The following is a 21,091-nucleotide window of genomic DNA, read 5'->3' as shown; positions in this document are numbered from 1 at the left end:
TCTCAATTATTCCACATTTAAACCAAATACACGATCCACTGCTTTTTCTACTTTATAGCCTGAATCAATGGATTCTAAGGGATCTTTACGTAAACGGTGACGAAGACATAGGGGCATTACTCGGCGGATGTCATCTACGGTTACTTCGGTGCGTCCTTCAAAAGCTGCGATCGCCTTTGCCGCCCTATTAGTAACAATGTCTCCCCGTAAACCATCTACATCTAACTCTGAACAAATTTCAGATACTTTTACTCTAATTTCATAATCAATGCTGATTTGAGGTAATAGAGTTTGGGCATCAACTAATTTTTGTTGTAAAGCCTTTTGTTGCTCATCATAGTTTGCCAAGAAACCTTGGGGATCTTGATCAAATTCCGCTCTCTGTTCTACAATCTGTACACGGAGATCAGGATCTTTTACCGTACGAATTTCGGCGTGCATCCCGAAACGGTCTAATAATTGAGGACGTAATTCCCCTTCTTCAGGGTTTCCAGAACCAACCAACACAAAACGGGCTGGGTGACGAATGGAAATACCTTCCCTTTCTACGGTGTTCCAACCACTGGCAGCGGAGTCCAAAAGTACATCCACTAGGTGATCATCCAATAGGTTGACCTCATCTACATAGAGGATACCACGGTTAGCTTTGGCTAGTAATCCTGGCTCAAAGGCTTTTACCCCTTCAGAGAGGGCTTTTTCAATGTCGATAGTACCGCACACACGATCTTCGGTGGCACCCAAGGGTAAATCAATCATGGGGACTTTTTTGTTGACAGTCTCGATATGTTGATTTTGTTCAATTTTTTCTCTCAAATCTTCTCCCATCATTTCCATATCTGTGGGATCTGAATTAAAGGGATCTCCTGCTACTACACTAATCTCAGGTAAAAGATCCGCTAATGCCCTGATGGTGGTGGATTTGCCTGTACCCCGATCGCCCATAATCATTACCCCACCAATTTTAGGATCGATTACATTCAGCAAAAGAGCTAGTTTCATTTGCTCTTGTCCGACAATGGCAGTAAAGGGGAATACTAATCTACGATTTTTTTTAGGAGGTGCTTGTAAGGTGGTTGTCATAGGTTATTAAATTTTATTGTTGAGATACTCTAAATTTTTATGTATGTAATTTAAGGATAACCTTTCTATCCTAGGTGTTTCTTAGATCTGAGTCAAGAATTAATTAATAGACTATCACCATTGCCGATTCTCTATTTCCCATTCCCCACCTAAACGAAAAATAATCATTATCAACTATCCATTCTCAATTATCAATTACTTAAACTGTTCTTAATGTTAAAGAGCCTAAGATCCTGACATAATAAAGTTTGACTAATTATCAAGTAATAGAAATACAATGTTAGAACCAGCAGATCTTGCTAATCTTTTTTTTGAACACTTAGAAGTACAAACCATTCCGGCAGGAAGTGTCATATTCAATGTAGGGGAAGAAGGCACAGAAATGTATGCCCTTTTGAAAGGGGAAGTAAATTTGGTGGTTCATGATCAAGTGGTGGAAACGATTTTAGAGCATGATGTTTTTGGGGAAGGGGCATTAGTACAGCCAGATCATAAAAGGGCTTCTACGGCGGTGGCTCATACAGAGTGTCAATTGGGAAGGTTAGATCGAGAAAAATTTACCTTTTTAGTCCAAGAAACCCCTTTCTTTGCGCTAGAAGTAATTCGCAGTCTTTCCACTCGTCTGCGTAAAATAAAAAGTGAAGTTTAGGTTTTTGTTATGAAAATATTAGTTCTCAATGCAGGTTCGAGTAGTCAAAAAAGTTGTCTTTATGAAATCCTCCCCCATACAGATTTATCGACTCCCCTAGAACCTCTTTGGGAGGCTAGTATTGATTGGACGGTGAGTGATGAGTATGGGTTGTTAAAGGTTTTTGCTAATGGGCAGAAGCGTAAGATTGATCTGCCTTTAGAAAATAAGGGGGATGGTATTTTAATTATGCTAGAAACCATTACCCATGGTCATACCAAGGTTTTACCCAGTCTTGACGAAATTGATATTATCGGTCATCGCATCGTCCATGGGGGACGCAACTATGCTCAATCTTGTTTGATTACCCCAGAGGTAGAGCAAACTATTCAAGATTTAATACCCCTTGCCCCTAATCATCACCCTGCCCACCTTGAAGGCATTAGGGCGATCGCCCGTACCCTCCCCAAAACTCCCCAAGTGGCGGTATTTGACACGGCTTTCCATAGCGATATTCCCCCCAAGGCAAAGGTTTATCCCCTCCCCTATGAATGGTACGAAAAGGGCATCCAACGTTATGGTTTCCACGGTATTTCCCACGAGTATGTGAGCCAACGAGGGGCAAAAATTTTGGATAAACCCCTAGAGGATTTAAAGATTATTTCCTGTCACCTTGGCAATGGTTCATCTATTACCGCCATTAAAAATGGTCGTAGTATCGATACTAGCATGGGTTTTACACCCTTAGAAGGTTTGATGATGGGTACCCGTTGCGGTTCTATTGATCCTGCTATTCTCCTTCACCTTATGGATGAGTATGGTTATGATAAGGCACGGTTAAATCAGCTACTCAACAAAGAATCGGGTTTACTGGGAGTGTCTCAAGTGTCCGCTGATGTTCGTAGTATTATCAGTGCGATCGCCAATGGCAACCATCAAGCTCAATTAGCCCTTGATATATTCGTGCATCGGGTACAATCGGTTATCGGCTCTATGATTCCTAGTCTTGGGGGTTTAGATGTTCTGGTATTTACCGCAGGAATTGGGGAAAATTCCCCTTTAGTACGTGAGCAAGTATGTGCTGGGTTTTCTTTTCTCAATCTTCAGTTAGACCTTGAGCAAAATAATCTTAAATGTCTTGATCACAATATCGCCTCTGCTGATTCCTCCGTGGCTGTGGTGGTGGTTAAAACCCAAGAGGACTGGGCGATCGCCCTTCAAACCCTTCCTTTTTCCCCTTCATAAATATTAAAAAATGTTACAAAAATCGACTTTTTTCTTGACTTTTGCCCCCAAAAAGGAGACGATGAGAATGTCTTTAGAATAATCGAAATCTGTCTGTTTATACTTAACAATGTCAATATTACCATTATATAATAAGCATACCACAAACCCTGCCCCATCAACAACCCCAACCTCTTTTTTTGATAAAACTTTACACATTGATTATTCCTTAAATTAATCAATTTGCCGAACAACCGTCAGGGCAGAATAACTAACCCCTGCAGTACCTTCTCCGGGGTGAACACAATCTCCTACCAACCAAAGGTTTTTAATGGGAGTACGGGGGGCAAAACCAAAAGGACCAAAAGTATTGATGCGTTGTCCCACACCGCCCACCATGCCGTCTTCCCGGGCAGTATATTTGGCAAAAGTAACGGGGGTAGCCACTTCTTGATGGATGATATGCTCAGGGCTGAGGTTAAAATATTCCCCTAAACGAGCGATCGCCTTTTGGGTGTACTCTTGTTTTAGTTGGTCATACTCAACCTTATTTTTATTCCACCATAAAGCAGTATCTGTAAAAGAAGAAGCGATAATAGTGCGTTTGCCCTGGGGCGCTCGTCCATCATGGGGTTTACTAACGGACACAAACAATGAATTCATCTCACCGATTTCCCCATCATAATCATAGAGAAACTGTAAATGGGGAGGACAATTTTCGGGAATAGCAGATTCATTTACCCCCAAATAAATAACAAAAGCCCCTGATGCCGGTTCTAGTTTTTCTACTCTTTTGCCATAGCCAGAAGGTAAATTTTCGGTCATTTTTACAAGGTTATTTACTGTCAAATTTCCCACTACATGATCAGCATTTTCTGTAAAGATTTCTCCTTTTTTCTTATGCTTAATAGTTACTCCTTTTACTTGACCATTTTCTGTGTGAATTTTTTCCACAAAATAACCCATTTTTAACTCACCACCATATTTTTTGAGGGCAGTTACAAGGCGATCGCTCAGAACCTGCATACTACCATCTAAATGATATAATCCTTGGGGTTCTTGGGACACAGAGAGAGCCGTAGCAGCATATAATAAAGCCGTTTCCTCCGTACCTACCTGAGAATATAATTTAAGTTGTAAATCAAGGAAAGTTTTTAGGCGGCGATCGCCCTTTAAACCCAATAAATCAAGAGCATTAACCACCGTCATAAAAGTAAAAGGAACCGTAATAAAAGTATCCCATCTCAAAGCCTTAATAAGTTGAGAAAAATCCCATAAACTGCGAGGAGGTAACACAGGATCTCTACCTTGAAAACGCCAACTAGCATCAAATAAAATCTTAAACAAAGACCAAAATCTTTCACTATCAGGAAACTGCTTATTTCTCTCTTCCTGCCATTTGTGAGGATTTCTCCACACCATAATCGGCTCCTTTTCATCAGGTAAAAAAACCGCACAGGCAGGATCACAAACCGTCATAGAAGGTAACTCCACATCCAACTCCCGAAAAATACGCTCATGGATACCTCCCTTCTCCAATCCAGCCACCTGAGTTGCTCCCACATCAAAAGTAAAACCCCGACGCTTAAAAGTAGAAGCACAACCCCCCGGCACTATAGCTTGATCATAAATCGTCACATCATAACCCCTTTTAGCCAACAAAGCCCCAGCCGTTAAACCTCCAATTCCTGCCCCAATGACCACAACTTTTTTCACAACTTAACCCTTATGCCATAAACTACTTAACATTTCTTAATTATAAACCTCCCCATGTCCTCAAAACTCTTCTTAAAAAAAAGATAACCCCACAATATTTTTTATCTTGCTCTTAGCAAGGACTTTAGCCCTAGCACGGAAGATTCATCCATTACCCCTTCTAATTTCTGATAACATCAAAGTAAAGGACAAACAATGAGATAAAATAGACCAAAATAGCACTTATAACAACGCACTATGTTTAAATTTCTCAAACAAGTAACCGACTACGCCAAAGGAAGCGTTGAAGCCGCCAAATATATCGGGCAAGGATTTGCTGTCACCTTCGACCACATGAAAAGGCGCCCCGTCACCGTACAATACCCCTATGAAAAGCTAATCCCCTCAGAAAGATATAGAGGCAGAATTCACTTTGAATTTGATAAATGTATTGCCTGTGAAGTGTGTGTAAGGGTTTGCCCCATCAACCTTCCCGTAGTAGATTGGGAATTTAACAAAGACGTTAAGAAAAAAGAATTAAAACACTACAGCATTGACTTTGGCGTATGTATCTTCTGTGGTAACTGCGTAGAATACTGCCCCACTAACTGCCTATCCATGACCGAGGAATATGAACTAGCTTCCTATGATCGTCATGACTTAAACTATGATAACGTAGCCCTTGGACGCTTACCCACCAAAGTAACAGAAGATCCTATGGTAACACCTCTGCGGGAATTAGGATACCTACCCAAAGGAGTAATCGAACCCCATGACTTACCAAAAAAAAGTAAGTAAAACATCATATCCAAATAAAATTTGACAAATACCTATTAAAAAAGGAGCAAGAAAAAACAGTGGAAATATCACAAGGAGTTCAGTTTGTAACCTTTGTTATCCTTGGAGTAATGATGATAGCATCAGCCCTAGGAGTGGTTTTATTAGAAAATATCGTTTACTCTGCTTTTCTCTTAGGGGGAGTATTTATTAGCATTTCAGGGTTATACCTACTCCTCAACGCAGACTTTGTCGCTGCCGCCCAAATTCTTATCTATGTAGGGGCTATTAACGTCTTGATTCTTTTTGCCATCATGTTGGTAAATAAAACTGAAACCTTTGCCGAAATAAAAGGTAGATGGATTCGTAAAATATCCACCGCAGCAGTTTGTGCAGGACTTTTTGGCTTACTTAGCACCATGATTTTATCCACTTCTTGGGATATATCAACAATCTCTGCCTCCGTCATCGAAAATACCACCATTGAGTTAGGAAAACATCTATTCAGTGACTTCCTGCTTCCCTTTGAAATTGCCTCCGTATTACTACTAATAGCCATGGTAGGTGCCATTATCCTCGCTAGAAGAGACTTTATCCCTTCCGCTACCAAAACAGGAGACGGTTTTACCACTTCCCTAACTCTTCCCGAACAACCCAGAGAATTAGTTTCTGCCGACGATAAATAAAATTATAAGCACCAATCAACGATTATGGAATTACAATTACAATATTTTTTATTATTAGCCGCCGCCTTATTTTGTCTTGGAATTTATGGTTTAATTACTAGCCGTAATGCCGTAAGGGTGCTAATGTCCATTGAATTATTATTAAACTCCGTTAATATTAACTTGATGGGATTTTCCAACTATTTAGATCCTGAAAATATTAGAGGTCAAGTATTTACTATATTTGTACTTACCATTGCCGCCGCCGAAGCTGCCGTGGGTTTAGCGATTATTTTAGCTATTTACCGTAACCGTGACACCATTGATATGGAAAAGTTCAACTTACTTAAATGGTAAAGATTCATTGACACAATAAAGATATTGAATGTCATTATTATGGTGGGCATTGCCCACCTTCACTATTATTAGAGAATGATTTTTAAAGAATTAATCTTAGAGAATTTTGGCCCTTATCAAGGCAGGAATACTATTAATTTAACCCCTGACACCGAGCAAAACGGCGCTTCAATAATTTTAATTGGTGGTATGAATGGGGGAGGAAAAACTACTATTATTGATAGTATTAAATTGGCTTTGTATGGACGTAGGGCTGAATGTTCTACCCGTAAAAATTTAGGTTATAACGATTTTCTATTAGAGTCCATTAATCGTAGTGCAAAAATAACGGATGTTACCAAGATAGAGTTAACTTTTGAACACCTTATCAATGGACAGTGGATTGAGTTAAAAATAATTCGTCATTGGCAAGCTAATGTAAAGGATGGGAAAGATAATTTGGTTATCATTGAGGGAGAATTTCCTGACCTTAACTTAACGGAAAGTTGGGATGAATATGTAGAAGATATTTTACCTTTGGGAATTTCTAATTTATTTCTTTTTGATGGCGAACAAGTGAAGGAATTAGCAGAGCAAGATATTCCTAATCCTTCGGTAGTAGATGCCATGAGAGCTTTATTGGGCTTAGAATTAGCAGATAAATTAGCCAATGACTTACAAATTTTAGTTAGTCGTAAAAAAAAGAGTTTAGAAAGTACGAAAGAACAAAAAGAGTTATTAAATATTGAAGAGGAGTTAAAATTTTTAGAAAAGGATAAAAAAAGTGTTTTACAAGAATTAAAAATAGCTGAAAAGGAGTTAAAAACGGCTTCAAAAAATTATCGATTAGCTTCTGAGAGTCTTCGGACTGAGGGAGGGAAAATAGCTGAGAAAAAATATGAACTTAAGCAGAAAATTGATTCTTTATCTCAAGAAATAGAAATAATTAGAGAACAATTAAGTAATATTTTCACTCAATATTTACCTTTGGGATTAATTAAACCTCATTTAGATTCCATAAAAATTCAATTAGCACAAGAGGTAAGGGCTGATAATATTAAAAATTCCTATGATATTCTCAGAAAAAAAGATCAAAAGTTATTGGAGTTTTTAACTACTTTATCCATTGATGATGTTAACTATCAGAAAATAAATGGTTTTTTAGAGTTAGAAAATGATAGTTTAGGGCAGGAAATTAGTAATATTGATATTTATTTGAATGGGCAAGAAAAGGAGTTAAATCACTTAGATAATATTCTTAGTTATTCTTTACCTAGGGAAGAGGAAAAGGCAACGGAGTATGTTAGTAAATTAAAAATGTTAGAGGAGGAGTTAATAAATGTTGAGGCAATGGCTATTAATGTTGAGGTGTCCAAAAATTATCAAAGATTAGAGCAAGAGTATCAACAAAAAGAGCAAAGGGTAGTGGAGTGTAAGGCTGAGGTAACGAGGTTACATAAAACCTTGGAATCCATGGAGCGAGATATACAGTCTAAGTTGAAAAAGTTAGGGACATATAGCGATCGCACCATAGAAGATTTACAGGCAGATCATTTATTAAATACTATGCCAAAAGTGGAAAGTACCTTAAGGCTTTTTAAGGAAAAACTTACCCTCAGAAAGTTAAACAGGTTAGAAAATGAAGTAACAAGCTGTTTTCGTTATCTTTTACATAAGTCTAATTTTGTCGGTAAAATCATTATTAATACTGATAATTTTATGCTTAATTTGTATGATAATTTAGGTAATTTAATTACTAAAAATAGACTATCCGCTGGAGAAAAACAACTATTGGCGATCGCCCTTTTATGGGGATTAGCAAGGGTATCAGGTAGGCAACTGCCCATCGTCATCGATACCCCCCTCGGCAGATTAGATTCTTCTCACCGCCATAATTTGCTAGAGCGTTATTTTCCCACCGCTTCCCATCAAGTAATTTTACTATCCACGGATACCGAAATCGGCGAAGCAGAATTAGAGCAACTCCATCAACAAAATGTTATTGCCAAAGAATACTTATTAGATTACAGTTCAGAGAAAAATCAAACTACGGTAAAATCAGGATATTTTTGTTAGTTAATTACAGGAATCTTGATGGGGTAAAGTTTTTTCTACCGTTTGAACTTCCCCTGGTGGTATAGTCCTCTCATCCATAAAATAAAAGTTGATTTCTGATAATCTATTATCTTCTTGGTGTTGATTATTCCACTGACGACAAAGATAAGAAGCATAATAGGGATATAAACGATTTCCTATACTGCGATTAAGATTGATAAAATAAGTTCGCCAACGAGAATTACCATAAAGTTGATCTCTTTGTTGTCGAGTCGGTTTATCCCATGAAATTTCATCCTTACCCCACAGTAAATCGACTTGCTCACCATTTTCTAATGTACCTTCTATGACATGCCAACCATCATCTAAGGGAGGAGAAGGAGCGAAAATAGTCCAATATTGATCTAATCTTGTAATTTTTCCTAATGGTCTAATTCTGTTAAAAGTTCGACGAGTTAGTAGATTATATCCTGCACTATAAAAATCTTCTTTATTGGCACCTTCGGGGCGGCGAAAAATAGTCTGCTCAAAAAACATTGTTGCATTCCAAATTAGAGTCAAAAGTAACAAAATAAGAGCAATTATATTCATGGTTAAAGAAGGTTTAACATTAAGGGGACGAAACTTTAGAGGTGCTGTAAATTTACCTGCTACTTGACGATTATTGGCAATGGTTTCATACAATTTGTTGCCCCAATTCATCACCCATGTTAACTTTAAGGGATAAGCCAAAAAAGCAAAGACAGGAGATAAACTAATAACATAGGTTAAGGCTTCCCATTTATAATGATAATTTCCCTGCCAATCGACCACCACCCATGAGTTATGTTCTTCCATGGCTCTAAAAATATTATCTTCTTCTTGGGCTTTAAGAAGGGGAGTATGAGACAGGATTAAAAATGTGCGTAACAAGTGAACTACTTTTTTGCAAAAACCACAATCGGCATCATAATAAATGGTCAAATTGGTTCTTTCTTCATTGGTCAATTTTTCGTCCAAGTAATCCCATGCTTCAGAAGGAATAAAGATTAACCAACTAGCAATACTTAAATAAGGGAAAAGTTCTAGGGTGAAAAATAGACCGAAACTAATGTGTAGTCCTATAAAAAGTACAACAGCTAAACAACGAAAAAAGGTAATCCTAAAGGGAATAAAAATAATAAAAGGGGCAATCAATTCAAACCACAATGCACCGACACTAAATATTGGTAATATCCACGGAAGGTTATGGAGAAAAAATTGACCCAAAGCAGTAGCATATTGATCAAAGCTGAGGGCATAATAAACTGCGGTGCCATCATGCCATGTTTCACTTTTTGCTTTATATAGTGCCGAACCAGTATAAATTAAAATTTGTTGCACCATAAAGGCAAAGGTAGCAATGGAAACAAATCTTTTAGGTAAAGGTTTTGATGAGTTATTTAAGGCTTTATCAATGGAATAACTAGCCCCTAGGGGTAAAAACATTGCCCAAAAACTCAAGGCTCTTAGTACATCATCTACCGCAAAATTTAGTTGGGGATTGCGATTGTGTAAAGATATTATTAAAGCCCAAGATGCGATCGCAGCTAATCTTGTACGATAACCAACCAAAAGTGCGATCGCAATTAGTCCTGACAACAAAAAAATTAAACCTTGAAAAAGAGCATCACCACTCAGAAGATGAATCGACCAATACCAAGAATCAAGGACTTGATTTGCAAGGGTTCTTGGCATAACACCATCATCAGTATAATGTGACCTTAAATCCTGTGAACGGATGATTAAATCACCAATAATAATTAACGCCAATCCGATACGAAATAGCGCCATGGAACGTAAATCAAAACCAAATAATTTTGATAACTTATCTTGCCTACCGAAACCAGATTTTTTTTCCATAAGATAATCACATCAAAAAAATTAATTTCTCACGGCATAAATCATGCCGATATTTTTACTTTTCGGACGACGAGAAAAAACTGTAAAATTAGCCCTACGTAGATAACCCACCAACTCATCAGGGCCTTTTTCGTGCCACTCCATAATAATTACTTTAAAACGATTAAGCATATTAGCCTGTTCTAAAGATTTAAGAATGTCATACTCTGAACCTTCACAATCAATTTTTGCCATAAAATCATGATCCGAAAACTTTTCAAAGATTGGGCTTAAAACGTCAGTGGCTGATTTAATCGTAATATCCTCTTTTATTTTGTTACCCTGACTTTTTTTTGCCATATTTTCAGGTACACCTTGTACTCCTACACTAGCCTTTAAATCGTAATCATACTCCACCGTAACCACTTCATCTTTTCCACCAATGCCGTAATCAAAAGGATTGATTTTTTGCTTCAAATTTGGATTTAAAGCAAAATTATTTAATGCCTCTTCATAAGTTTTCCTAAAAGGTTCAAAACTATAGATCTGCTGAACATTATCATTAAGAGCAAAATATAAACTCGCCCAGCCCACATTCATACCAATATCAATGACCACTAAAGTTTGATCGCAAATAAAATTATAAACACCCTGAAGAAAAATCTCATTAATAATTTCTAAATCCTGCTCGGATTTTATAAGAGCTTTAATACCCTCAATGTTGACCACTAATTCTTGATTTTCATTGGTTTCAAAACTACAGTCATAGCTTTTTTTCAAAGTTTGTGCCAATCTCACATTTTCTTCTTTGAGTAGAAAATGATACTCTGGCTTTTGTTCGTAAACCAAAAAATTAAAAGGTTTAATTAAAATAGAATTATTAGTTTTATCGTATGTTAATTTATGAAAACTAACTTGATTGGCATAAATTTTTTCAGCCCAAAAACGATTAGGAATACGTAAATGTATTTGACGTTCCTTAAGATAAGTTTGAAGACGATCAAGATTTTTAACTAACATTTGTTTTGTATATAATTTAGAGTTATTTAATTATTATTTAGTATTAGTACTCTAATAATTGTTTATCGTTTAAAATAGGTTTTAATTCTTCAATGACTTGATCTGATCTAATAATTCTTGCCTCAGGTTTTAAATGATAATGTGTATCAGCAAATAAATCAGAATCTGTCCAAATATTTAAAGTTGTTTCATCGTAAATGATAGGCGCAATTTTTGCAAGTTTTTCCGAAGTTGCTTTGACATTTGTCAATGTTTGTTCATCATCATCACCGTAAATAATTGGTAAAGATAAAATCAAGGTTGCCCCCTTATTTTCTACACCTTCTTTAAACTCTTCAATAACTTTCAGAGAATGATCTGTAACAGTACTTCTAACAGTCATTTGCCACCAAGGACTTTGTCTAAGAAAAGTTCTTGTTGGTTCACCTCTAGGAGTAAGAGGATCTGAATAATAATCATCAAAGTGACCCTTTGTTATTAAATCCACTCCTGATTTTACTAAAGAGTTTAAACCAGGAATACCCAGAGTTAAAGTATTTTCAAAAAATTCTTTTTGGGGGACTTCAATTAAGTCTAAATTATTGGTAGCTACAGCAAAAGGAAAAGCAATTGGTCCTATACCAACATCATCTAAAAGCATTAGATACTCAGGAATTAATAAAACAATATCTCCCTCTCTAATTTCTTCTAAAGTAATAGGTAGAATTAAATCTAAACCTATTTGCCCATCTAAGCCAAAATTGAATACAGGGAAACCTAATTTTTCTTCCATATATTCTGCATTGAAGGTGTAATGCACTCCTGAACCACCGACTAAAATTAAACGTCTTTGTGCTTCTATATCACCAGCTAAAGCTACTTTATTATTATAGGCTCTTCTATGCCAACCAATTAATCCACCAAAATAAACATTATAGGCAAATCCAGCAGACCAAAAAACGATCGCACTTATTAACCAAGGAAATAATAACTTAATTTTTTTCATGATTAAAATTCAAAATAAATAAATTGAGCCGTTTGATTGGAAGCCAATAAAATTGCCATACCCAAAAAGATATATGAAATACCAGGATTAAGTAAAAATTCATACTCAAATCTCCCGCGCCATATTGCCATAAACTCTAATAAGATTGTGCCAAAAGACAGTCCTAAAATTAGAAATAAAGCTACTATTTGATTTAAGCTGTAAGACAAGAAAAAATCAGTTAAATTATCCCAAGAGTAGTTCCAAGGAATGATAATTGTGTTGAGCTTTGTTAATAATCTTCTGCTATTAGTCTCCATGAAGAATAGGCATCCAAACACAACGGAAGAAAAAGTTAAAGCCCAACTGATAAATTCTGACCTCTTAAAGTATTTATTGCTAAATCTCTGGAATGGTCTGCCCAGATAGCGTAATATTAATAATAGACCGCCATGATAAGCGCCCCAAATAATAAAATTCCATGCTGCCCCATGCCAAAATCCTGAGAGGGTAAAGGTAATAAAGAGGAAAAAGGGAGCTAGTTTTTTCTGAGAACCCATGAGGGGGATAAATACGTAATCTCTAAACCATGTACTGAGCGTAATGTGCCATCGTCGCCAAAATTCGTTGATACTTTGGGAGGTGTAGGGGGCTAAAAAATTAACGGTTAATCTAATTCCTAATATTTTGGCAATCCCGAGGGCAACAAAGCTATAACCCGCAAAATCGAAATAAATACGCAGAGTAAATAAAAAGGCAAAGAACCAAATTACCCAAGGATTGGCACTATTACTTAAATCTATGTAGGGAGCGATATTGTCAGCGAGGACAAATTTCATAAATGCACCGAGGGAAATCCAGCGAAATCCTTCTTCAAAGTTTTCGGCGGTAAATTTGAAACGGAAGTTAGTAATTTGGGGTAGTAAGTCAACCCGTCTTTCAATGGGGCCTGCTACAATTTGCGGGAAAAAGGCGATAAAATTAATATAGTCGAGAAATGCGATCACGGAGTGGCGCGCTTGCGCGATCGCACTTTTCTTTCTAGCTTTGAGAGAATCGACCACAAAAGCGATCATCTGGAAAGTATAAAAAGAAACCCCCGGGGGAATTTGATTTGTAACGGGAATGGGGACGCTATTTTGCCAATTTTGAGGAACGTTTACCAGTAAGCCAATAACATCTTCCACAAAGAAGGTTAAGTATTTAAAATAGGCTAGGATAGCAACGTCAAAAACAATGATAAAACCAGCAATCAACTTAGCTTGATTCCCCTCTTTTTTGAGCATAAATTGCACTAATATATAGTTAACAATTATCTCAAAAACAAAGACAATAAAACTAGAGCGACTAGCATTATAAAATAAAATTAATGATAGAGAAACAATTCCCAAACTATCAAAAAAGCCCCTCCACAGGTTCATTTTTTGAGCAAAATAACGAACCCCAAAAAAAGGAATACTAAATAGTATAAAAATCCACCAAAAAGAAAATTCAGAGTAGTTCAAAGCCTTATCTTTTATACGTTATTACAACTTGTTATTATTGGTTTAACTTATGATCAAGTTTGACCAAGCTAAACCAGATTAAACTATTTTACCTACCCATTAAACGACCAAATAACCCCGACTTCTGTTGACCAGCAAGGGCAGGTTCGGGAGATTTTTCAGGAACAGGAGAAACTTCTTTTTCTTCGGAGGAAATGCTCTCTAAATCGAAGTTTTCCACCAAATAAGCACATGATTGGGCAATGGTTGGATAATCCCAAAACAGGGTTGATGGTAATTCTAAATCTAACCAATCTTCTAAATCTCCTACCATAGTAACAGCATCGATGGAATCTAAACCATAACGAGTTAGAGACTCATTAACATTGATAGTGTTAGGATCTAAAGAAAGTTGTTCTGATAGTTGATCAATTAACCAATTCTGTAAGGTTTCTAATTTAGAGCTAGTAACTGTCATTTTTTTATCCTCTTATATAAAATAATTGCTTAATTTTTTGCTAGTTGAAAGGGTACGATGGAAAACATCTTTTCTGTTTGGTACAGTTTAACCATTTCTTGGTTTAAATTGTTTTCATAGTCTGAATAGATTTTGTAAGGTACTGAGCGGATAGAATACAAAAGACGATTTAAGGCTAACACTAACCATTCCCCTTTGGCAAAGAAATCTCCCAAATTTTCTCGGTTGTATAGCCACATAAATAAACAACTTGTTGCTGTGTGCAATGTACAATATTTTTTGGCGACTTCAAAGGTTTCTGGGGACTGATTATGTCCATATTCAAAGTTAGACTCGTTGATGGTTTGATCATGGTTATCTAACTCCATAAGAAGTAAATTACTTAATTCAATTAGTTCCTTTAAAATAGTAGGTTCTATTTCATAGTTACTTTGTAAATCCTCTAATTTTTGCAAGGCAATTTCCAACCCTTGTAAGACATCATCAGCACCTTTTCCGAACAATTCTAATTTGTTAGGATCAAAAGTGGGTAGTTTTTGGTCTAAGGAAAAAATGGTTTTTAAATTTTCTTCCATCACCTTTAACCTTTTTTCATTGAGTCTTTTACGAGCTTTAGTAATTTGTCTAAATTGTAAAATTAGGGCGTGTAAATTAACCACCGTACTACCGTCAAAAACACTAATAATGGCATTATCCCGCAAAGCTTTTTGGAAGATGCCAAAATCATGTTCCTCCCGCATATAAAAACGAGAACCTAACACAGCGGAAATATTATTAATCATCGTCTCTAATTGAGTGGTGACAAAATATTTAACCACCGCAGACCAAACGCTGAATTGCTCGGGTACTACATGAAAACCACGACAAGATGCGATCGTTTCACAATCACAGATTAAAATATCTAAAAAAGCATCCGTTAACACTTTACGAGGTTGGGGTAAATCAAAGACCTTTTTCTCATATACTTGACGGTTAAGGGCAAATTTCAAGGTAGTTCTTAGGGCTGTATCCCCTGCCCCATGGGAGAAACCAGAGCAAAGGGTACGGGTAATTTGAAAACCCTTGAGGGCAATTTCCAACCCTTGTCCTTCTTTCCCAATAAGCATGGAATCAGGTACAAAACAATCCTTAAAACCAATACCACTCATATCCGAAGCACGGATGCCGTGGGTTAAAATCTTCGGTAGATTGTAGTAATTATCAGAGTTAATCTTGCTTTTTTCCACCATAAACAGGGACAAACATCGACCCCCATTATCATCGGCGGTTTTTGCCAAAATGTAGGAAATTCCCGAAATGGTTGCCCGATTAATAGGCCATTTTTCACCGTTGAGGATATAACCCCCATCTACTTTAGTGGCAGTTAATTCACCGCCGACTAAATCCGCTCCGTGTTCTTTTTCGGAGTAACCTAAACACATCGCCCCATGTTCATTTCTGATATACTCCGAGAGTTGATCTTTTTGCTCTTGAGTACCTGCCATCCAAGTTATGAATGACCAAAAGAGGGTAGTAAAAGCGATGCCGATGGTTTGATCTCTTCTTGATAAAACTTTGACGATGGCAATAAACTCCTCAAAGGAGGTAAATTTACCGCCACAGTTTTCGGGAATGTAGTAATCTTGTAAATTCCATTGATAGAGCCAATCGATTTCTTGGTGGGGAAATTGCTCACTTTCATCGATTTGGATTACTTTTTCATAGGACATCAAACTATCTCTATGACTAGGATTTCCCAAATCTTGCTCTAGTTTTTCTGGAATATGATACTGTGCCAATGAATTCATCACTTAAGTATAATTGCTAGTTATTGATTAATATTCCCAAATTTGCCCTTTATGTTCTCTTAGTCTAAGACTAGGCTTTAGTTTGGATTGAAATAATTACTATATTAACAACAGAAAAAAACTAATTTGTAGTTTTAAGCATCTTTAGCTGAATAAATAAATAGTTATGACAATTTCAATAATTTGTGAAAGACTTTGAACTATAACGATTTTCCATTGAGATAAACTATTTTAAGATGGTTGGCAATGGTTACCTTCTACTTTAATAGACCTTCCAAAATATATTTTGGCGTTGCTGAATTAAGGTATGATTTTTAGTCTAGTTCGGCAATAGGCAATGGGCAATAGTAATAATAGTTTTAGTATCATTATTTGCTGTAGTTTAATAATATTGCATACCCAAAATAAGCAACACCTATATTTCAAATTTTAAGTCCGATCTCAACAGAAAACAGTGCTTTTTATATTAAGTTTCTATGAAGATTTGATTATAATTTTAATTTTTTAGTCTATAAAATGGTTATCAATTAGTTATTTTGCCATTTTAAATAAACTTCATTTACTAATTTCACTTCTTCTTCGTTATTTTTTTTCCACAATTGTCGATCTCGGCTAATCTTAACTAGGTGTTGTTCAATATTATTCAAGTTAATTAGAACACCGAAATCTTCAGGAATTTCGTTAGACTCGTCATAGTACATTTTACCAATAATCAAATTTCCTACTGATTCGTTGTAATGAGAACTATCGGTGTAATAGGTCATTGTATCTTCAAGAGGTTCAGTCGTAATAGTGTTATATCCAGAGAAATCCCATACTGGAGTAATATTAACCAATTCCCGTTTCCACTGCTCAAAAGTATGCCAATGTTCTGTCTGGGCTATTGATTCCCATTGAGTGGCATGGGAAGGAGAAATAAAAATTTTCAGTTCAATATTATTATCTTTGCATAATTTAACTACTTCTTGAAAGGATTTGAGATGATCCTCTGACAATTGATATTGATTATGATTTTGATAATATACTCTAATGGAGTTTTCAAATCGCCATCTATTATTACCATCCCCAGCGTTGCGATTAGGCATAAATCCATTATTTGCTTCATCGTTGACCGTTTTGGTTGTTTTTAGACTAGCTCGGATTGTTTCCCAACTCCCTTCTAAAGCATCTAAAGAGAAAAGAGTGTTAATCATATCTTGGGGAATTAAGTATCTTGTTTCTAGTCTTTTTTCCTCAAAACTCGGTTGATTATCTAAAAATTTATTAAACATAAAAAAATCGACACCAAATATAACTGTTTTCATGTTGGGTTGATTTGCGATCGCATGTTCTAAATATCTTTTAACCTCATACATATTAGGACCATTAATTCCTAGATTATAAACAGAATTATTTTGCTCTAACTTAACATTACTCGGATTAATTCCCTGCTTAATTCTTGAAGAACCAATCATCACAACATCAGGTTTAATATTAATAATTTCTATCGCTTTGAATAAACGATCATTATTATCTTTCCTAGGCTTTTCATGATTAAAATTAGATAATAAGTCATGGTTAAATATTCCATAAGGATTGATTAAATAGTTGAAACTACCGACAGAAATCATAGAAAAAGAAAGAAATGTAAAAAAGAGCCAAATAAATCTAATTGAAGAATCATTTGTAACTTTTTTATGTTGCATATCTTGATATTTTATAAATATATTACTAATTGATTTAAACATTTTAGATAATATTAAAATTGAAAATATAAAAACTCAGAAATACGATTTAAAGATAGTAAAGAAATAGTGGTAACTACCGCTAAAAATAGAGTATAAAACCACCCAATCTTGACATTTTTGACTATTTCTGATGTGTTAGGCAAATATTTTACAGAAAATATTAAAACTACTAAATAAAAGATAGTCAAAATTTTACTTCCGAATAATTCAGGAAAATAATTAAAATGACTCCAACTTTGTAGTTGTATGCCAAAGTTTTGTATGAAGCCTAATTTTCCAGTAGCCTCTCCCGGTAAGATTAAACCATTTAATCCTGTCATAGTTTTGATTAAGTTCAAAGCATCACTAAGACTTGAGGCACGAAATAAAACCCAAGAAAAAATAACACTCAAAAAAGTTATTATCCATGCCATAAAACTAGATAAGGGAATATTTAATTTACGCCACCAATGATTAATAGATAAGTAAACACCGTGTAAAAAGCCCCATAAAACAAAAGTCCACCCTGCACCATGCCATAAACCACCTAATAGCATCGTCATTAATAAATTAAAGTAACGTCGTAATTCTCCTCGCCTACTTCCTCCCATAGAAATATAAAGATAATCTCGTAAAAAATTAGATAATGTGATATGCCAACGTCGCCAAAAATCACTAATTGAAATCGCTTTATAAGGAGAATTAAAGTTTAAAGGTAAAGTAATATTTATCATTAAACCTAAACCAATTGCCATATCCGAATAGCCTGAGAAATCAAAATAAAGTTGAAAAGTATAAGCTAAGGCACCAATCCAGCTTTCAACAAATGTCACATTTTCAGCATGAGAAAAAATATCCCCTACCCAAGGAGAAAGATTGTCTGCTATTAATACTTTTTTAGTTAACCCCAAGCAAAATAAATTAATTCCAGTAGCAAAATTTGGGGCATGGAAACGAATTTTTTTTAGTTGAGAAAATTGAGGTATTAGTTCATCATGCCGAAGAATAGGTCCAGCAATTAATTGAGGAAAGAAAATAACAAATAAAGTATATGTAGAAAGTTTGTAGTTTTTATGTTTTAATTCTCCTCGATAACAATCTACTAAATAAGCGATTTGAGTAAATGTATAAAAAGAAATTCCAAGGGGCAATATTAAATCAAAATTATTAGAATTATTAAAGGAAAAAATTGAAAGGAAGAAGGAAGCATACTTATAATAAATAATAATTAATATGTTACCCGTTATTCCTACTATTAAAGTAATTTTACTTTGTGTGTTAGGTGGATCAATGGAATTAATTAATTTGGCAATATAATAGTTAAAAATAATACTAATTATTATTAACAATATATAAAATGGACTGCCATTTGGTGTAAATAAGTTCCAAAAAGAATAAAATAAAATTGAACTTATTATCAACCAATACAGTGCTATTTTAATTAACTTATATTTACAGAGAACAAAAAAAACAATTAAGAAAATAGGAGTAAAAATGAAAATAAATTCATAAGAATTAAAAAGCATAGTTTCATCTTTTTATATTAAGTGTCTATGAAGATTTGATTATAATTTAAGCAAATTCTGCTATTATTCTTCGACCCAAGATGCGATCGCACTTATTTCTCCATGCAAAAATTTATTTTTACATACCGAGCGTTGAATTTTGCCACTAGCGGTTTTAGTGATAGTACCAGATTTGGCTAAAACCACCCCATAAACCTGTAATTGATGATCTTCGGCGATAATTTGACGAACATCATCTATTAACTGTTTAGGATCCTCTATATCAGCCTTGCGCTCCATTTCTTGGACAATCACTAACCTTTCTTCTCCCCCTGCTTCCACTGAAAAAGCAGCCCCATAATCGGAACGTAAGGCGGGGTTTAAGCTCTGTACCGTCCACTCTATATCTTGGGGATAATGGTTAGTACCACGGATAATGATCAAATCTTTCATACGACCATTAATATATAACTCGCCATTATACATAAACCCCAAATCCCCTGTGCGCAAAAAAGGCCCTTCTTGGCTATCTTGCAAATAGGCTCGGAAAGTTTGATTACTTTCTTCCTCTCTCTGCCAATATCCTTGAGCCACACTAGGATCTTTTACCCAGATTTCTCCCACTTCATTCTCTGCACAACGGGTTAAATTGTCTGGATGGGCGATCGCCACTTCCGTCTCACACACCAATCGACCACAACTAGGCAAAATTCTTACCCCTTCACTATCATCCTTGGCAACCACCACCTTATTTTGTTCCAAACTAGCAGTATCTACCGCACAAAAAACAGGTTTAGTCCCCTTGGGCTTAGTGGAAACCAGTAGGGTATATTCCGCCAAACCGTAGGCAGGAGCAAAGGTTTCCCAACGAAAACCCCCAGAAGCGAATTTATCAGCAAACTTTAACATAACTTCTGGATTAATCGGCTCGGCGGCATTTCCTGCCGCTTCCCATTTGCTTAAATCCAACTCCAATACCTGAGAATCTTTGACTTTCTTACAACATAAATCGTAAGCAAAGTTGGGGGCTTGGGAATGGGTTACACCATATTTGCTGATATTTTTCAACCACTGTAGGGGGCGTTTGATAAAGGAAAAAGGAGACATGATATAACACCGATGACCATTATATAAAGGAGTCATCAACCCTTCTACCAAACCGTAATCGTGGAAATAGGGCATCCAAGTCAAACTGACACTGTTTTCATCGTAACCACAAGCCCTCTGAAGATAACGACAATGATGGATTAGGTTATGGTGAGTGAGCATTACCCCTTTGGGAGTTGCCGTTGAACCTGATGTATATTGTAGATAGGCAATGGTATCGGGAGAAATATCTGGTTTTTGCCATTTATCAGCCAAATCTAGGTCAACATTTTCAATATCGATAATATTCATTTGCTTAAACTCAGGAAATTCATCGGCTACTCCTTCCATGAGTTCTAATATTTTTTGATTAGTAAAAATGAGGGAGGCTTTAGCGTCTTTGACAATCGCCCTGAGACGGGGCAAAGTTCGTTTTAATCTCCCTGATTCTGGGGGAGGTACAGGAATAGCAATCACATCCCCTAATAAACAGCCACAAAAAGCGCTAACTACTTCTAATCCTTGGGGATATAGTAATAAGGCTCTTTCCCCCTGCCAATTATTTTTTTGAATGGTAGATGCGATCGCCCTTGCCTGACAATATAACATACCATAAGTTAAAGGCTCGGATTCTCTCTTTCCATCAATCAAAAAAGTATATCCTACTTGCTCAGGTTGATTTTTAGCCCGAACCTCTAATAATTCAACTAAAGTATTTATTTCAACGGTTTGATTCATAGA

General features: G+C 35.9%; 18 protein-coding genes. 6 read left to right on the top strand and 12 right to left on the bottom strand.

Annotated features, from left to right (window positions below):
* Positions 1–6: 6 nt before the first annotated feature.
* A complete protein-coding gene (gene bchI, locus ACXITR_RS12540) occupies positions 7–1,080 on the bottom strand; it encodes a magnesium chelatase ATPase subunit I (protein ID WP_457997558.1) in 1,074 nt (357 codons plus the stop codon).
* Between the two features lie 277 nt (positions 1,081–1,357).
* Between bchI and ACXITR_RS12535 the strand changes: the two genes are divergently transcribed.
* Complete coding sequence (locus ACXITR_RS12535) at positions 1,358–1,729, top strand: cyclic nucleotide-binding domain-containing protein (RefSeq protein ID WP_457997557.1); 372 nt, start codon at positions 1,358–1,360, stop codon at positions 1,727–1,729.
* A 9-nt stretch (positions 1,730–1,738) separates the two neighbouring features.
* Entirely contained in the window at positions 1,739–2,953 is a 1,215-nt protein-coding gene (locus tag ACXITR_RS12530) for an acetate/propionate family kinase (RefSeq protein WP_457997556.1), read from the top strand.
* Between the two features lie 3 nt (positions 2,954–2,956).
* On the opposite strand, the gene ACXITR_RS12525 is transcribed toward ACXITR_RS12530, so the two are convergent.
* Both ACXITR_RS12525 and crtD read right to left on the bottom strand, forming a co-directional pair.
* Positions 2,957–3,151, bottom strand: coding sequence for a hypothetical protein (locus ACXITR_RS12525; protein ID WP_457997555.1), 195 nt, complete (start codon positions 3,149–3,151; stop codon positions 2,957–2,959).
* A gap of 15 nt (positions 3,152–3,166) precedes the next feature.
* A complete protein-coding gene (crtD, locus tag ACXITR_RS12520; RefSeq protein WP_457997554.1) occupies positions 3,167–4,648 on the bottom strand; it encodes a C-3',4' desaturase CrtD in 1,482 nt (493 codons plus the stop codon).
* Positions 4,649–4,885: 237 nt separating this feature from the next.
* Between crtD and ndhI the strand changes: the two genes are divergently transcribed.
* The 4 genes from ndhI (at position 4,886) to dndD (ending at position 8,481) form a co-directional block, all read left to right on the top strand.
* On the top strand, positions 4,886–5,425 hold the full coding sequence (ndhI, locus tag ACXITR_RS12515; protein WP_457997553.1) for an NAD(P)H-quinone oxidoreductase subunit I: 540 nt from the start codon (positions 4,886–4,888) through the stop codon (positions 5,423–5,425).
* 59 nt (positions 5,426–5,484) lie between these two features.
* Positions 5,485–6,090, top strand: a complete 606-nt coding sequence (locus ACXITR_RS12510) for an NADH-quinone oxidoreductase subunit J (protein ID WP_457997552.1) — start codon at positions 5,485–5,487, stop codon at positions 6,088–6,090.
* 24 nt (positions 6,091–6,114) lie between these two features.
* Positions 6,115–6,426, top strand: coding sequence for an NADH-quinone oxidoreductase subunit NuoK (nuoK, locus tag ACXITR_RS12505; RefSeq protein ID WP_457997551.1), 312 nt, complete (start codon positions 6,115–6,117; stop codon positions 6,424–6,426).
* Between the two features lie 75 nt (positions 6,427–6,501).
* Positions 6,502–8,481: a DNA sulfur modification protein DndD gene (gene dndD, locus ACXITR_RS12500; protein WP_457997550.1), complete on the top strand. Its 1,980-nt coding sequence runs from the start codon at positions 6,502–6,504 to the stop codon at positions 8,479–8,481.
* On the opposite strand, the gene ACXITR_RS12495 is transcribed toward dndD, so the two are convergent.
* The 9 genes from ACXITR_RS12495 to ACXITR_RS12455 all read right to left on the bottom strand — a co-directional run bounded on the left by ACXITR_RS12495 (position 8,482) and on the right by ACXITR_RS12455 (position 21,088).
* The gene (locus tag ACXITR_RS12495; RefSeq protein WP_457997549.1) at positions 8,482–10,341 is read right to left on the bottom strand and encodes an HTTM domain-containing protein; all 1,860 of its coding nucleotides are present in this window, start codon (positions 10,339–10,341) and stop codon (positions 8,482–8,484) included. It lies immediately after the preceding gene.
* Between the two features lie 21 nt (positions 10,342–10,362).
* The gene (locus tag ACXITR_RS12490) at positions 10,363–11,340 is read right to left on the bottom strand and encodes an FkbM family methyltransferase (RefSeq protein WP_457997548.1); all 978 of its coding nucleotides are present in this window, start codon (positions 11,338–11,340) and stop codon (positions 10,363–10,365) included.
* Between the two features lie 43 nt (positions 11,341–11,383).
* On the bottom strand, positions 11,384–12,325 hold the full coding sequence (locus tag ACXITR_RS12485; RefSeq protein WP_457997547.1) for a hypothetical protein: 942 nt from the start codon (positions 12,323–12,325) through the stop codon (positions 11,384–11,386).
* 2 nt (positions 12,326–12,327) lie between these two features.
* Positions 12,328–13,809, bottom strand: coding sequence for an MBOAT family O-acyltransferase (locus tag ACXITR_RS12480; protein WP_457997546.1), 1,482 nt, complete (start codon positions 13,807–13,809; stop codon positions 12,328–12,330).
* 88 nt (positions 13,810–13,897) lie between these two features.
* Positions 13,898–14,266 (bottom strand): acyl carrier protein, encoded by a 369-nt coding sequence (locus ACXITR_RS12475; RefSeq protein ID WP_457997545.1) that lies wholly within the window; start codon positions 14,264–14,266, stop codon positions 13,898–13,900.
* A 29-nt stretch (positions 14,267–14,295) separates the two neighbouring features.
* Positions 14,296–16,053 carry an acyl-CoA dehydrogenase gene (locus tag ACXITR_RS12470; protein WP_457997544.1) on the bottom strand — a complete coding sequence of 586 codons (1,758 nt, stop codon included), beginning with the start codon at positions 16,051–16,053 and terminating at the stop codon, positions 14,296–14,298.
* 527 nt (positions 16,054–16,580) lie between these two features.
* The gene (locus tag ACXITR_RS12465) at positions 16,581–17,738 is read right to left on the bottom strand and encodes a hypothetical protein (protein WP_457997543.1); all 1,158 of its coding nucleotides are present in this window, start codon (positions 17,736–17,738) and stop codon (positions 16,581–16,583) included.
* 53 nt (positions 17,739–17,791) lie between these two features.
* Positions 17,792–19,285 (bottom strand): MBOAT family O-acyltransferase, encoded by a 1,494-nt coding sequence (locus ACXITR_RS12460; protein ID WP_457997542.1) that lies wholly within the window; start codon positions 19,283–19,285, stop codon positions 17,792–17,794.
* Positions 19,286–19,348: 63 nt separating this feature from the next.
* On the bottom strand, positions 19,349–21,088 hold the full coding sequence (locus tag ACXITR_RS12455) for a fatty acyl-AMP ligase (RefSeq protein ID WP_457997541.1): 1,740 nt from the start codon (positions 21,086–21,088) through the stop codon (positions 19,349–19,351).
* Positions 21,089–21,091: the final 3 nt, after the last annotated feature.

This window comes from Cyanobacterium sp. (genome assembly GCF_054166785.1).
Note: the sequence above shows the minus strand (reverse complement) of the source record. Positions and strands in the feature narration are given on the sequence as shown.

What these genes read in the sequence shown, in the direction of transcription:
- ACXITR_RS12470 (WP_457997544.1), bottom strand. Translation starts at nt 16,053, where the DNA reads ATGAATTCATTGGCACAGTATCATATTCCAGAAAAACTAGAGCAAGAT.
- ACXITR_RS12455 (WP_457997541.1), bottom strand. Translation starts at nt 21,088, where the DNA reads ATGAATCAAACCGTTGAAATAAATACTTTAGTTGAATTATTAGAGGTT.
- ACXITR_RS12460 (WP_457997542.1), bottom strand. Translation starts at nt 19,285, where the DNA reads ATGCTTTTTAATTCTTATGAATTTATTTTCATTTTTACTCCTATTTTC.
- ACXITR_RS12530 (WP_457997556.1), top strand. Translation starts at nt 1,739, where the DNA reads ATGAAAATATTAGTTCTCAATGCAGGTTCGAGTAGTCAAAAAAGTTGT.
- dndD (WP_457997550.1), top strand. Translation starts at nt 6,502, where the DNA reads ATGATTTTTAAAGAATTAATCTTAGAGAATTTTGGCCCTTATCAAGGC.
- ACXITR_RS12475 (WP_457997545.1), bottom strand. Translation starts at nt 14,266, where the DNA reads ATGACAGTTACTAGCTCTAAATTAGAAACCTTACAGAATTGGTTAATT.
- ndhI (WP_457997553.1), top strand. Translation starts at nt 4,886, where the DNA reads ATGTTTAAATTTCTCAAACAAGTAACCGACTACGCCAAAGGAAGCGTT.
- ACXITR_RS12525 (WP_457997555.1), bottom strand. Translation starts at nt 3,151, where the DNA reads ATGTGTAAAGTTTTATCAAAAAAAGAGGTTGGGGTTGTTGATGGGGCA.
- bchI (WP_457997558.1), bottom strand. Translation starts at nt 1,080, where the DNA reads ATGACAACCACCTTACAAGCACCTCCTAAAAAAAATCGTAGATTAGTA.
- nuoK (WP_457997551.1), top strand. Translation starts at nt 6,115, where the DNA reads ATGGAATTACAATTACAATATTTTTTATTATTAGCCGCCGCCTTATTT.
- ACXITR_RS12490 (WP_457997548.1), bottom strand. Translation starts at nt 11,340, where the DNA reads ATGTTAGTTAAAAATCTTGATCGTCTTCAAACTTATCTTAAGGAACGT.
- ACXITR_RS12485 (WP_457997547.1), bottom strand. Translation starts at nt 12,325, where the DNA reads ATGAAAAAAATTAAGTTATTATTTCCTTGGTTAATAAGTGCGATCGTT.
- ACXITR_RS12495 (WP_457997549.1), bottom strand. Translation starts at nt 10,341, where the DNA reads ATGGAAAAAAAATCTGGTTTCGGTAGGCAAGATAAGTTATCAAAATTA.
- ACXITR_RS12535 (WP_457997557.1), top strand. Translation starts at nt 1,358, where the DNA reads ATGTTAGAACCAGCAGATCTTGCTAATCTTTTTTTTGAACACTTAGAA.
- ACXITR_RS12465 (WP_457997543.1), bottom strand. Translation starts at nt 17,738, where the DNA reads ATGCAACATAAAAAAGTTACAAATGATTCTTCAATTAGATTTATTTGG.